This is a genomic window from Mycobacterium sp. IDUB_39 (assembly GCF_055419205.1).
Window position 1 is genome coordinate 171,765 of the sequence record NZ_JBVAXF010000007.1, and the last position, 13,155, is coordinate 184,919.

Annotated in this window: 14 protein-coding genes; 8 read left to right on the plus strand and 6 right to left on the minus strand. The window is 67.2% G+C overall.

Annotated features, from left to right (window positions below):
- The first annotated feature begins 44 nt into the window (after positions 1 to 44).
- The 7 genes from speB (at position 45) to ACZY0X_RS25250 (ending at position 7,173) form a co-directional block, all read left to right on the plus strand.
- Positions 45 to 998 carry an agmatinase gene (gene speB, locus ACZY0X_RS25220; RefSeq protein ID WP_463774315.1) on the plus strand — a complete coding sequence of 318 codons (954 nt, stop codon included), beginning with the start codon at positions 45 to 47 and terminating at the stop codon, positions 996 to 998.
- Entirely contained in the window at positions 995 to 2,638 is a 1,644-nt protein-coding gene (locus ACZY0X_RS25225; protein ID WP_463774317.1) for a thiamine pyrophosphate-binding protein, read from the plus strand. The genes speB and ACZY0X_RS25225 overlap by 4 nt, the downstream gene beginning before the upstream one ends.
- A gap of 49 nt (positions 2,639 to 2,687) precedes the next feature.
- A complete protein-coding gene (locus ACZY0X_RS25230; protein ID WP_463774318.1) occupies positions 2,688 to 3,479 on the plus strand; it encodes a creatininase in 792 nt (263 codons plus the stop codon).
- Entirely contained in the window at positions 3,472 to 4,170 is a 699-nt protein-coding gene (locus tag ACZY0X_RS25235; RefSeq protein WP_463774319.1) for an SDR family NAD(P)-dependent oxidoreductase, read from the plus strand. Before ACZY0X_RS25230 ends, ACZY0X_RS25235 begins: the two co-directional genes overlap by 8 nt.
- Positions 4,167 to 4,751 carry an SDR family oxidoreductase gene (locus tag ACZY0X_RS25240; protein ID WP_463774321.1) on the plus strand — a complete coding sequence of 195 codons (585 nt, stop codon included), beginning with the start codon at positions 4,167 to 4,169 and terminating at the stop codon, positions 4,749 to 4,751. Before ACZY0X_RS25235 ends, ACZY0X_RS25240 begins: the two co-directional genes overlap by 4 nt.
- A gap of 66 nt (positions 4,752 to 4,817) precedes the next feature.
- On the plus strand, positions 4,818 to 6,269 hold the full coding sequence (locus ACZY0X_RS25245; protein ID WP_463774322.1) for an APC family permease: 1,452 nt from the start codon (positions 4,818 to 4,820) through the stop codon (positions 6,267 to 6,269).
- Positions 6,270 to 6,324: 55 nt separating this feature from the next.
- Positions 6,325 to 7,173, plus strand: a complete 849-nt coding sequence (locus ACZY0X_RS25250; RefSeq protein WP_463774323.1) for an NAD-dependent epimerase/dehydratase family protein — start codon at positions 6,325 to 6,327, stop codon at positions 7,171 to 7,173.
- Positions 7,174 to 7,204: 31 nt separating this feature from the next.
- Here the strand turns inward: ACZY0X_RS25250 and ACZY0X_RS25255 are convergent, their stop codons facing one another.
- Entirely contained in the window at positions 7,205 to 7,552 is a 348-nt protein-coding gene (locus tag ACZY0X_RS25255) for a hypothetical protein (RefSeq protein ID WP_463774580.1), read from the minus strand.
- Between the two features lie 143 nt (positions 7,553 to 7,695).
- Here ACZY0X_RS25255 and ACZY0X_RS25260 point away from each other — a divergent pair, with 143 nt between their 5' ends.
- On the plus strand, positions 7,696 to 8,040 hold the full coding sequence (locus tag ACZY0X_RS25260) for an RNA polymerase-binding protein RbpA (protein ID WP_241404858.1): 345 nt from the start codon (positions 7,696 to 7,698) through the stop codon (positions 8,038 to 8,040).
- 25 nt (positions 8,041 to 8,065) lie between these two features.
- Here the strand turns inward: ACZY0X_RS25260 and ACZY0X_RS25265 are convergent, their stop codons facing one another.
- From ACZY0X_RS25265 to ACZY0X_RS25285, 5 genes are read right to left on the minus strand one after another with little or no spacing between them, the layout of a single operon-like run.
- Positions 8,066 to 8,827, minus strand: coding sequence for a polyprenol monophosphomannose synthase (locus ACZY0X_RS25265; protein WP_463774325.1), 762 nt, complete (start codon positions 8,825 to 8,827; stop codon positions 8,066 to 8,068).
- Complete coding sequence (gene lnt, locus ACZY0X_RS25270; protein ID WP_463774326.1) at positions 8,824 to 10,572, minus strand: apolipoprotein N-acyltransferase; 1,749 nt, start codon at positions 10,570 to 10,572, stop codon at positions 8,824 to 8,826. Before lnt ends, ACZY0X_RS25265 begins: the two co-directional genes overlap by 4 nt.
- Positions 10,565 to 12,136, minus strand: a complete 1,572-nt coding sequence (locus ACZY0X_RS25275) for an amidohydrolase (RefSeq protein WP_463774327.1) — start codon at positions 12,134 to 12,136, stop codon at positions 10,565 to 10,567. The genes lnt and ACZY0X_RS25275 overlap by 8 nt, the downstream gene beginning before the upstream one ends.
- 38 nt (positions 12,137 to 12,174) lie before the next feature.
- Complete coding sequence (locus ACZY0X_RS25280) at positions 12,175 to 12,687, minus strand: FxsA family protein (protein WP_463774329.1); 513 nt, start codon at positions 12,685 to 12,687, stop codon at positions 12,175 to 12,177.
- 43 nt (positions 12,688 to 12,730) lie between these two features.
- Positions 12,731 to 13,114 (minus strand): PPOX class F420-dependent oxidoreductase, encoded by a 384-nt coding sequence (locus ACZY0X_RS25285; RefSeq protein ID WP_463774330.1) that lies wholly within the window; start codon positions 13,112 to 13,114, stop codon positions 12,731 to 12,733.
- Positions 13,115 to 13,155: the final 41 nt, after the last annotated feature.

Genomic DNA, 13,155 nt, shown 5'->3' on the forward strand with positions numbered 1-13,155 from the left:
ACAGCACGACTTCGACACCACACCAAGCCCGCGGAGGCCTTCGCATGACCACCCCCATCGGACCGATCGACGCATCAGTGACCCCGCGGTTCGCCGGGCCTGCGTCATTCGCCCGCCTGCCGCGCCTCGACGACGTAGGCAAGGCCGACGTCGTGGTGGTCGGTGTGCCGTTCGACTCCGGGGTGTCCTACCGGCCAGGTGCCCGGTTCGGGCCCACCCATGTTCGCGAGTCCTCACGCCTCCTGCGGCCGTACAACCCGGCACTGGACGTGTCGCCGTTCGAGATCGCCCAGGTGGCCGACGCCGGAGATATCGCGGTGAACCCCTTCAACATTCACGAGGCGATCGAGACCATCGAAGCCGCCGCGATCGATCTGACCCGGGGCGACACGAGCCTGGTCACCATCGGCGGCGACCACACCATCGCCCTACCGCTACTTCGGGCCGCCGCTGCGAAGCACGGCCCCGTAGCGCTGGTGCACTTCGACGCTCACCTGGACACCTGGGACACCTACTTCGGCGCCGAGTACACGCACGGCACGCCGTTCCGCCGCGCCGTCGAGGAGGGCATCCTCGACACCGAGGCCCTGAGCCACGTTGGCACCCGCGGTCCGCTCTACGGCAAGAAGGACCTTGAGGACGACCGCCGCTTCGGGTTCGGCATCGTCACGTCGGCCGACGTCTACTACGAGGGGGCGCGGGAAGTCGTCGACAAGCTGCGTCAACGCCTCGGCAATCGTCCCGTCTACATATCGGTCGACATCGACGTCCTAGACCCAGCCGCCGCCCCAGGCACCGGCACGCCGGAGCCAGGCGGCATGACCAGCCGCGAACTACTCGAGATCCTGCGCGGATTCGCCGGCCTCAACCTCGTCGGCGCCGACGTCGTCGAGGTCGCTCCCGCCTACGACCACGCCGAGATCACCGGGGTGGCGGCCGCACATGTCGCCTACGATCTGGTGTCCCTGCTCGCGATGCGCCACAAGGCCGATCAGTGAGCCGGCCGAGAAACGGGGGCGACGTCGTCGTCGAAACCCTGACCGCACTGGGTGTTTCACACGTCTTCGGCATTCCTGGCCAGCACGCCCTTGGCCTCTTCGACGCGATCCGGCGCAGTGACCTCACGTTCGTCAGCTCGCGGGTGGAGAACAACTCGGCGTTCGGTGCCGACGGATACGCCAGGGCCACTGGCGAAGTCGGTGTCCTCTTCCTGTCGACGGGACCGGGTGCGCTGACCGCACTCGGCGCCCTGCAGGAGGCGTACGCCACGTGTGTCCCGCTGCTGGTGATCACCAGTCAGGTGCCACGCTCCGGGCTCGGGTTGCGCCGCGGCATGCTTCATCAACTCGATGACCAGCAGCGCAGCGCCGTCAACGTCACCAAGAGCACCGCCGTGGTTCGACGGGCCGCCGACATCCCGAGCCTGATCGCCGACGCGTGGGCAACCGCACAGTCCGCACCGGCAGGGCCGACCTGGGTGGAGATCCCGCAGGACGTGCTCCTCGAGTCGACCGACGGGGCGAGCGGAGCGACGGGGATTGGGTACGTGCCGCCGGTGACATCGGTCGCCGCCGCTCCCAGTGACCGGGCGCCGCGCGTCGAGGTGATCGAGGCCGCGGCCCGACTACTCGACGGGGCACACCAGCCCGTCATCCTGGCCGGCGGCGGGGTCCGCAGATCGGCGGGTGGTCCCGAGGCTCTGGTGCCGCTCGCGGAAAGACTTGACGCACCGGTGGTCTCGACCGTCGGCGGTAAGGGCGCCATCGCGTTCGATCACCCGCTGTCGGCCGCGTCGTGGATCGAGGACCGCCACACCACCGACCTGTTGGAGAACGCCGACGTGCTACTGGCGGTCGGCACGGCGATGGGCGAGGTGACCAGCAACTACTTCACGTTCGCCCCGAAGGGCAGGCTGATCCACATCGACGCCGAGGCCCGCGTTCTGCAGGCGAACCATCCGGCGCTCGCCGTCCATGCCGACGCGGCACTGGCACTGCGCGCCATCGCCGAACGCGTGTCACCGCGCGACCCGTCCCACGGCAGGCAGGTCGCCGCCGGATTGCGCGAGGCGGTCGAGAACAGGCTCGCCGGCCAGGACGTCGCCGCCGAGATGACGTTGATGCGCGACCTGCGCGCCGCGGTCCCGTCGACCGCACACACATTCTGGGACATGACCATTGCCGGCTACTGGGCGTGGTCGGCCTGGGATCCCGTCGACGGCGAGTTCCACTCGGCACAGGGCTCCGGCGGACTCGGCTTCGCCTTCCCCGCAGCTGTGGCAGCGGCGATCGGATCGGGACGGCGGACGTTCGCGGTGTCCGGCGACGGTGGTGCTATGTACTCCATCGCGGAACTGGCCACCGCGCGGCAACACGACGCGGACGTCACGTGGCTGATCGTCGACGACGGCGGCTACGGAATCCTTCGCGAGTACATGACCGACGCATTCGGTCAGGCCACCGCCACCGAACTCACCCGACCGGACTTCGTCTCGCTGGCAGCCAGTTTCGGCGTCCCCGCGTATCCCGCATCACTTGCCGACGTCGGCCGTGTCGTGGCGGAGACCTTCACCACGACCGGCCCGGCAGTGGTGGTCCTGCCAGCCCTGCTGAGAATGTTCGACCCCACCCATCTCTAGGAGCTCTCAGCGCTCCCATCCCCCGTCCCCAAACCCTAAGGCGATACCAGTGACTCAACCGCTCACAACATCTGCTGGCCTCCTCAGTGGACCAGACATTGCACAACGGGTCGGGCGTGACATCGGACTCATCCCAGTCGGCGCAATTGAGCAGCACGGACCCCATATGGGTTTGGACACCGACACCTTCCTCGCCATCAAATTCTCGGAGGCCTTGGCCGATCAGGTCGGAGGCGTCGTCCTGCCCGGATTCAACTACGGCTACCGCTCGCAGCCGGCCAGTGGTGGCGGCGAACTGTTTCCCGGGACGGTGAGCCTGCGGGGAGCCACTCTCAGCGCCATCGTCTCCGACATCGTCTACGGATGGGCGCGCCACGGGTTGTCACGCATCGCGCTGATCAACGGGCACTACGAGAACACGCTGTTCATCGTCGAGGGAGTCAACCTCGCCCTGGAACGCGGTGCGCAGGCCAAGGTGGTTGTCCTGAACTGGTGGGAGCAGATCAGCGCACACCAACTGGATGAGATCTTCGACGGCATGTTTCCCGGATGGGAGGCCGAGCACGCCGGCGTGGTCGAGACGTCACTCGTGTGGCATCTCGACGCCGAACGAGTCCGGCCGCAGTTGATCTCGCCGCACACCGCCACGGTGTCGGCACCTCCGTACACCGTCCTTCCAGAACCGGCAGGGATGGTGGATCCGTCGGGGGTGCTGCGGACGGCCTCGGGAAGTTCCGCCGAGCTGGGCCGGGCGATGTTCGACGTTGCCGTGGCCGAGATGTCCGCTGCCCTCCACAAGGAGTTCGGGGGCAACGACTTCGGGGGCAACGACGATGTCTGATCGCCGGGTCGCTCTCGTCACCGGGAGCGCAGGAGGGATCGGCGCCGCGACGACGAGGGAACTTCGCCGCCAGGGCTGGCTCGTGGCCGGCCTGGATCGCTCCCCATCGCCCGATGTCGATCTCGACGTGCGCGTCGACGTCATGGACCTCGACGGTATGCGCGGAGCGTTCGCCAAGGTGTGTGACGAGCTGGGACCGGTCGTCGGCTTGGTCAGCGCCGCCGGGTACGTCGAGGAGATCCCGCTGGCCGAGATCAGCAGCGTCGCATTGACTTCGATGCTGCGTACCCACCTGCGCGCATTCGGTTGGTGGTGCAGGCTGGCGGCTCCTCTGATGCGTGTGCGCGGCGGTGGCCAGATTGTGTCGATCTCGTCCGAGCTGGCTCTCGCCGGCGGCGACGACGCGTTGCACTACGTGGCCGCAAAGGGTGCACTGCTTGGCCTCACGCGTGCGCTGGCAGTGGAGTTCGCTCCGGATGGCATCGGCGTTAACAGCGTCGCGCCGGGACCAACGGATACCGCCATGATCGCGGCAGGCACGGTATGGCGCACCGAGGCCTATCTGTCGACCCTGCCATCGCGCGGGTTGGTAGGACCCGTTGAGATCGCCCGCACCGTCGCATTTCTGTTGGGCGGTCACGCCGAGGTGTCTGGGCAGGTCATTTCGCCGAACGCAGGGAGTGTGCTGTGACCACGACCACCGAAGCCGAGTTGGCCCTTCTACCAGAGGATCTGGCCGCATCCGTCAGTGCCGCTCTCACGAACATGGGGCTGCGTTGCTCGTCACAGCCATTCGGCACCCCCGCACGCATCGCTCCGCGCGTTCTCATCGTCGGCGTGATGCCACCGGCCCAGGAGGCCAAGAGGTTTCTCGATACCGACCAGTCGACGTGGTGGGAGGTCGTCGAGAGGACTCTCGAGTCGGCATTTGAACGGCTCCAGCGCGTTCACGGGATGGTCGAGAACGGTGGTGGTCGGGTCGTGTTGGTCACCAATGATGCCGGGGTCTGCGGTGAGGCCGGTCGATCCATCGAGTCTGCACTCGGGGGCGCGGCGATCGCCATGACGAAATCGCTTGCGAGGGAGTTCAGTCCGAGAGGCGTATCTGTCAACGCGGTCGCCGTTCAGACGGATCTTCTCGCCGGCCCCAGCGTCGAGGGATATGGAACCAAGGTCGCCGAACTCGTCGCCTTCCTCGCCGATCTCGAACTTGAACATCTGACCGGTCAGATCGTTGCGTGCAACAACTCGACCGTCCGTGCGCGGATCTGAACGTCCCACCCCAACCGCTCTATCCGGCTCCATCAGCAATCGACCGAACCACCAAGGAGTACGACCGTGGACAATGCCACAGCACCACCGGAGGGACTGCGCGCGGGCGCCGTCACGCTTCCGGGAGCGATCATGCAGTCGATCACCACGATGTCGCCGGCAGTCAGCGTCATCTTCTCCGTGCCGTTCCTGGCTGTCACGTCGGGCTACCTCAGCCCGTTGGCTGTCTTCCTCGCCGCTGTGGTGTCCTACCTATTGGGCTACTCGCTGGCGCAGCTGACACGCCATCTTCGCTCTGCCGGGTCCTACGGGTCCTTCACACGGCAACTCATCGGGCCGCGCTCAGCATTCATGGTCAGTTGGGTATACCTACTGTTCTATCCCGTCGCCACGGCGATGCTGACCACCCTTCTCGGATCCACGATGCATCAGATTCTGTTGGCGAACTACGGGATTGACATCCCCTGGTGGCTACCGATGGTCGTGCTGATCGCAGTCGTGGCCCTGCTGGCGATTCGCGGGGTGGAGATGGCAGTGGGGGTCGTGGTGGTCCTCGGCCTCGCCGAGATCCTGATCATGTTGACGCTGTGTGTGTGGTGCCTCTTCGTACCCGGTGACGGCGGGACCAGCATTTCGTGGATATGGGGCGACAACAGCCCGGGGATGGGCGCCTTCTTCCTGGGATTCATCTTCAGCATCTACAACCTCACCGGGTGGGACAACGCGGCGACCCTGGGCGAGGAGACCTCGAACCCGTTGAAGAACGTGCCAAGAGCCGTACTCGGATCGATCGTCATCATGGGCATCTTCGTGGTCATCACCACATGGGGTGAGATCACCGGCTGGGGTACGAATCAGCTTTCCACGATGGCGGATTCGGATATTCCACCGATCTTCGTGCTGGCCGAACGGCACTGGGGCGCCGCCTGGATCCTCGCCCCCATAGCCATGATCACCGCCATCATCGGCGCATGCCTGGCATGTATGAACGCATCGATTCGCATCTTCTACGAGATGGGACGCACCGGAACTCTGCCCGCAATCCTCGGACGCCTCAACCGCAACCGAACCCCGGGCAACGCCGTCGTGCTGCAAACCGTCCTGAACGTCGTCGTCGGGTTCCTTCTCGTCGGAACGGTGGGTCTGTCAGAGGTGTTCCCGTTCACGGGCCTGATGTTCGTGTTCGCACTCAACTTCGTGTACGTGCTGGCCAACTTCGCGGTGTGGCGGTTGTACCGCACCCGGGCGCTGTCGGAGTTCAACATCGTCAAACACGGCGCCATCCCCATCATCGGCTCCGTGGCGCTCGTCGCGGTCTCCTACATGTCGCTCAATCCGATACCCGCGGCGCCATTGAACTGGGCACTCCCGGTCGTCATCGCCTGGTTCATCCTGGGCATCGCGATACTCGTCATTCGATCACTGCGCGGTGACACCGAATGGCTCACCCGCAGCGAGGAGTTCGAGAAGGTCCAAGCCTCAGAGTCGGCGGCACCTCCAGCCATGGAGCCGTCATGACGCGACGAGTGAAGGGCAGGGCGGGCAAGGTCGGGATCGATGGAGGGCTAGAGAAGTGCGAGTAGTGGTGACCGGCGGCGCCGGCAGACTGGGCCGGTACGTGTGCTCGGCTGTGATGCGCCGCCATGAGGTGGTCGTGGCCGACCGGCCGGCCACGATCGACGACGGGCGCATCGTCGTCGACGTGCTCGACCCCGAGTCGTTGCGAAGTGCATTCGAAGGCGCAGACGCCGTCATCCATTTGGCCGGCGTGGACTACGACTTCCACACGCGCGCCGAGGACACCATCCGGGTGAATGCGCTGGGCACGTGGAATGTCCTCGAAGCCAGCGCGGAAGCCGGCGTTCGTCGTGTGGTGATGTGTTCCAGCGTCGCGGCGATGGGCTTGCACGAGATGCGCGACAACTGGAAACCGCTGTTCCTGCCCATCTCCGAGCAGCATGCCGTCTCGCCCGTCGAGCCATACAGCGTGAGCAAAGCCGTCGCGGAGACCATGGCCCGCTCGTTCGTCGACGGCAATTCACTCGACGTCGTATGCCTTCGGCCGTGCACGGTCGTGACAGCCGACAACCTGGAGACGCTGCTCGATCCCGACAGCGAGATCTTTCTCGGTGAATACATCTGCGCCACGGACTGTGCTGAGGCCTTTCTCGCGGCGTTGGACGCCGCCGCGCCGGGGTTCGGTCCCTACCTCGTCGCTGCGGACGACACCCTGTCACCGAGGGACACGCTGGAGTTCCTGTCGGAGTCTCTCGGCGAGCTACCCGCCACCGTCGACGCCGAGCGTTACCGTGCCGACCCACGCGCGAGCGCATTCGACACGACGGCGATACGGCAGGCCCTGGACTGGGCGCCGCGCGTCACACGCGCGGAACTGCGCACCACCCTGATCGGAGGCGCCTGACACCGAGGTCGGGTCGGCGCTCGCGAGGACCCTAACGCCAGCCGTCGGCGTCCTTGGCCGCCTGCAACAGCGCTTCGCACAGCTCGCGCAGTTCGTCGCCCTGCGCTCCCTCTTGTACCGCGGTCGCGACGTCCTCGGCGGCGCACCGCACCTGGAACACACGATCGGACAGCTGCGAGGCCTCGTCAGCCGTGAGCACCACGGCGTCAGGCGGTAGCGACGTGCCCTTCACCAGGGCGCGCTGTTCGTAGGCCCGCTGACGGCACGACTGCCTGCAGTACTGCCTGCGGCGGCCGATCCCGGCGTCGGCGACCTCCCGGCCGCACCACCGGCAGGGCTGCAGGCGATTGCGCCTGCCAGTGCCCGTCCCGACGCCCATCCCCGTGCCCACTGTCACGGGACATGACTCTAAACCGAGTTCGGCGAGTATCCCGGTATCATGGACAGTTGGGTCGGGAACTTCGCGCCACTACGTCGCGTTGACTCTTCCGGACGAAAAACGTATGACGAGAGGTGTTGACGATGGCTGATCGTGTATTGAGGGGCAGCCGCCTTGGAGCCGTGAGCTACGAGACGGACCGCAACCACGACTTGGCGCCCCGTCAGGTCGCCCGCTACCGCACCGACAATGGTGAGGAGTTCGAGGTCCCCTTCGCCGACGATGCCGAGATCCCCGGCACCTGGCCGTGCAAGAACGGCTTGGAAGGCACCCTCATCGATGGTGACGTGCCCGAGCAGAAGAAGGTCAAGCCGCCGCGTACGCACTGGGACATGCTGCTCGAGCGTCGTTCGTTGGAGGAACTCGACGAACTGCTCAAGGAGCGCATGGACATCATCAAGACGCGCCGGCGCGGCAGCGGCAGCTGACCCACGCCCTGCTCGGCGTCGTGCGCTAGCGCACGACGCCGCGGGCGCGATCGAAGCGCCCGCGAATACCCCACTGGGCGATCCTGAAGATCGCCTCGCGGATGTTGGACCCACTCATCTTGGACACCCCGAGTTCACGTTCGGTGAACGTGATCGGCACTTCGACGACCATGAAACCGGCGCTGATGGTGCGCCAGGTCAGATCGACCTGGAAGCAGTAGCCCTTGGAGTCGACGGCTGCCAGATCGATCTTCTCGAGAACCTCGCGACGGTACGCGCGGTAACCCGCCGTGATGTCGTGAACGTCGACGCCCAGCAGGATCCTCGAGTAGCCGTTGGCCGTGCGCGACAGCAGCATCCGGCGCCGGGGCCAGTTCCTGACGGTGCCGCCGGGAACGTAGCGCGAACCGATCGCGAGGTCCGCGCCCTCATCAACGGCATCGAGCAGCCGGTACAGCTCCTCGGGAGCGTGTGACCCGTCGGCGTCCATCTCGACCAGGACGGAGTAGCCGCGGCCAAGGCCCCAGCCGAAGCCCGCGACGTAGGCGGCACCTAGGCCGCCCTTGCCCGCCCGGTGCATGACATGGACACGATCCGGATCGGCCAGGGCCAGTTCGTTGGCCAGCTCACCTGTTCCGTCTGGGCTTCCGTCATCGACGATGAGGACGTGCACGTCGGGGCGTGCCGCGTGTACCCGACCCAGGATCAACGGCAGATTCTCGCGCTCGTTGTAGGTCGGAATGATGACCAGCGTGCGCTGACTCGGGCGTTCGCCACCCATCGTCATGACACTCCTTCGCCGTTGCCCTTGGCTGCGGTCGCCGGTTGGCGACGACGCACGAAACCTCCATTGTGCAGCATCCCAGCGAGGACAGCCCCAACACCGAGACTGACCAGCAGGGCCTGCACCAAAGGCGCCCAGCGCGTGGCGGGCGTGATGTTTGATTTCAGCCGGATCTGGGCGTCCAGATAGGACGGCTCGAAGAACGCGGTCCGCGCCAGTTCACGACCGTCCGGCGCAATTATTGCGCTGATTCCGGTGGTGCCGGCGACCACGACGTAGCGGTCGTGCTCGACGGCCCGCAGACGCGCGAAGGCCAACTGCTGTGAACTCATCGCCTCGTTGAACGTCGCGTTGTTGGCCGGAACCGCCAGGAACTGCGCCCCCGCGAGTACCGACTGGCGGGCCGCTCGGTCGAAAATGACCTCCCAGCACGTGGTGACGCCGATCGGGATGCCCGCCGCGTGCACTACGCCGTCGCCGTCACCGGGAACGAAGTAGCCCGCCCGGTCGGCGAAGGAGGACAGCTTGGAGAAGAAGCTGCGCCACGGCAGGTACTCGCCGAACGGCTGCACGATCTTCTTGTCGTGCCGCTCGCCGGGTCCGTCGACGCCGTCCCAGACGATGGCCGTGTTGAGCGCCGCAGGATCACTCCGGCTGTATCCGGGAGCCGCGATCACGGCGCCGACCAGGATTGGGGCACGGATGGCCTCGGCGGCCATCGAGATCTGCTCGGCGGCGTCCTTGTTGGCCAGGGGGTCGATGTCCGAGGAGTTCTCCGGCCAGATCACCACGGCGGGGGCGGGCGCACGGCCTGCGCGGACGTCATCAGCCAGGCGCATGGTCTCTTTGACGTGGTTGTCCAGCACCGCGCGCCGTTGGGCGTTGAACTCCAGACCCAGCCGGGGCACGTTGCCCTGGATCGCGGCCACCGTGACGGGTTGCTCGTCACCGGCGCCGACACCGGACTGACGGACATGCGGCCCGGACAGCGCGACGACCAACAGCACCGCCACGATGCACACACCCGGCACGACGACGGCGGGCGTTCCTGCCGAGGTGTCGGTCCGTTGCCACCACTGCACGCACTCCATCACGATCGCCGCGAGAGCGAAGCCGGTCAGCACCGTCACGAAGGACACCAGCGGCGCACCGCCGAAGTGCGCGACGACCAGCAGCGGGCTGTCTGTCTGACTGAACCCGACTGCACCCCAGGGGAATCCACCGAAGGGCACGACAGACTTCAGCCACTCCGCCAGCATCCAGACCCCGGCGAACCAGAGGGGCCAGCCCGGTAGTCGCCGCACGATCACCGCGAGCAGCCCGAACACTGCGGCGAAGAGCGCCTGCAATACCGCGAGCATCACCCACGGCATTGCGCCGACCAGTCCGCTGATCCACGGCAGCAGGGGTAGATAGAAGGCCAGCCCGAACACGAAGCCGTATCCGAGGCCCCCGGCCCTGGTGGTCTCCGGCCGGGTCAGCACCCAGGCCAGCAGTGCCATGGCGAGCAACGCCAGATACCACCACCCGAACGGCGGGAAGGCCAGGCACAGGAGCAGGCCCGCCGCGATCGACAGGGTCAGGCGCACCAACCGTGGCTGCAGCGCGATCCACACCCGCCTCGATACGCGGGATGCCAGCGCGGCGACTCGAGACCCCTGATCGTCGGCCTTGTCGGGTTCGGCTGTGCCGGGTTCGGCTGTGCCGGGCTCGGTCTCGACCGGCTCCGCCTTGGGATGGTCACCCATGAAGGACTCGGCCCCGATGCACTGTCCGCAGGCACCGCGGCAATGGGTCGGACGGGTCGAGCCTTGGCAACGCAGGCACCCGTGAACCCGGCTCGGTTGACCAGCGCTGCACCGTGTCGGTGGGGGCCGCGACCTCGAGACGCTCGGGTCCGCCGGAGATCTCCCACACCGCGTATGAGGCCGGCGCCCCGGGCACCAGGGTGCCGGTGACACCGTCCCGCACCCCCGCCGCCCGCCAGGCTCCCCTGGTCGCCGCCGAGAACGCGGCACGGGCCGAGATGGCACTGCCCTTGGTCCGGTGATGTATCGCCGCACGCACCGTCCCCCAGGGCTCGATGCTGGTCACGGGCGCATCCGAGCCGAAGGCGAGTGGCACGCCCTTGGCCGCAAGCAGCGCGAGTGGATTGAGCCCGGCGGCGCGACCCGCACCGAGACGCTGCGCGTACATACCGTCCCGACCGCCCCAGAGTGCGTCGAAGTTGGGCTGCATGCTGGCGATGACACCGCATGCGCCGAGCCGGGCCGCCTGATCGGCGTCGACCATCTCGAGATGCTCGAGCCGGTGCCCGCACCGGGCGACCGCGGGCGCGCCGAACTGGGCGACGACACGATCCATGGCGTCCACCACCGTCGCGACGGCGGCGTCGCCGATGACGTGGAACCCGGCGGGCACCCCGGCCGCGGTGCACGCCGCGAGGTGCGCCTCGACAGCCTCGGGAGTGAGATAGGCGTTCCCGCACGAATCGGACGCATCCTCGTACGGCGATCTCAGCCATGCGGTGTGTGAGCCCAGTGCGCCGTCGATGAAGAGGTCACCGGCCAGACCGGCCGCCCCGGTGGTCGCGATCAGCTCCCGGGCTGCGTCGGCGGTGGTGACGGCCTCACCCCAATAGCCGACAACGTCGACGCCATGATCGAGCGCGCGTACCGCGAGCCAGTCGTCGAGCCCACCGATCTCGGGCCCCGCACATTCGTGCACGGCGACAATGCCGGACCGCGCGGCCAGGTCCAGAGCGGATAGGCGGGCGGTGCGCAGTTGATCCGGAGTCAGCAGCGAGCGGGCGAGCGCGCGGACCCGATGGTGCGCCGCGGCGGTCAGCGGCTCCTGGGCCGCCCAGCCCGGCTCCGCATCGAGGCCGGCAGTCAACCGGCGCAGCGCCGTGGACGCCACAGCGGAGTGCACGTCGACGCGTGCCAGGTATGCGGGCCGGTCACCGAGTAACGCGTCGAGATCGGCCGTGGTCGGCGGAACCGGCCGAGGCCATGCCGTCTCATCCCAGCCGTGCCCCCAGATGGGCCCGTCGGGATGGCGCCCCGCGTGTTCGGCGACCATGCGCAGCAGGTGGTCGAGTGATGTGGCACCACGTAGGTCGAGACCGTCGACGGACAAGCCGGTGGCGGTCACGTGCACGTGGCTGTCGACGAACGCCGGTGCCACGAAGGCGCCATCGAGGTCGATCACCTCGGCGTCGGGAAACTGCGCGCGGCCGACGGTGTCCGATCCCAGCCATCGCACCACGGCGTCCGGTCCGTCACTGACCGCCATGGCAGTCGCGTCTGGCATGGCCGGGCTGTGGATCCGGCCATTGATCAGTAGCGTCGTCAAATCGGTCGAGGGGGCTGTGGCAAGGTGCTCTGCGCCGAATCCTGCTCCGAATCGGTGACGTCGATCACCTCACCGTCGATGTAGTCCCCGCGGGCGGGTGGGAAACCGGTCGGACCTGTCCTGAACCCGGTCTGGCCGGTGGTGGTGACGATGAGCGGCACGCGACCCAGACGACGCGCGGCCAGCGCGGCGACCGCCGGACGCGCCAGGACACGGGTCGGCGGCGCGAGCAAGAGAAGACCCAACGCCGAGGTGACCAGGCCGGGGATGACCGTCAGGACGGTGCCGATCGCGACGAGGGCGCCATCGGTGACCGCGCCCTGCGGGGACACCAGCCCCGACTGCAGCCGCTGGATCTGTCGCCTCAACTGGGAGCCGGCCAGCGCCAGACCGACGGCGAACGTCCCGACCAGCAGGAGGAACGTCCAGCCGAAGCCGATCGTGGAGGCAAGCCAGACGACCACCGCCAGTTCGACGAGGACGTACACCAGAAAGAGCCTCATAGCCATGTCCTGTTCAACGAATGCTCGGGCGGTCGGGTTCCTAACCGACTCAGCTCACCGGCTTCAGCTCGATCGTGACGTTCTTCTGCATGCCGCCGCGGAACTTCGAGAAGAAGTTGAACGTCTTACCGATAAGCCCGTAGCGCTTGCCGATGGCGTCGTAGGTGGCGCCATTGACCGATTTGTCCAGGACGGCCGCGGTGGCCTCCACCGCCTCACCCTTCGGTTTGCCGGCACGGTCGCACACGGCGATCGTCACCCGCGGGGTGTTGCGGATGCGCTTGACCTTCCACGACTGCTCCTGGGTGATCGCGACCAGCCCGTCGCCCGACGGCACGGCCCAGATGGCCGTCGGCTTGGGCCTGCCGTCCTTGGTGAACGTGGTCAGCAGGATGTACTCGGCCTTGGCGACGTCGGCAAAAGTGACGGTCATGGTGCCCAATCTATCTCCCCGGGTCGCTTCGCTCCTGCCCG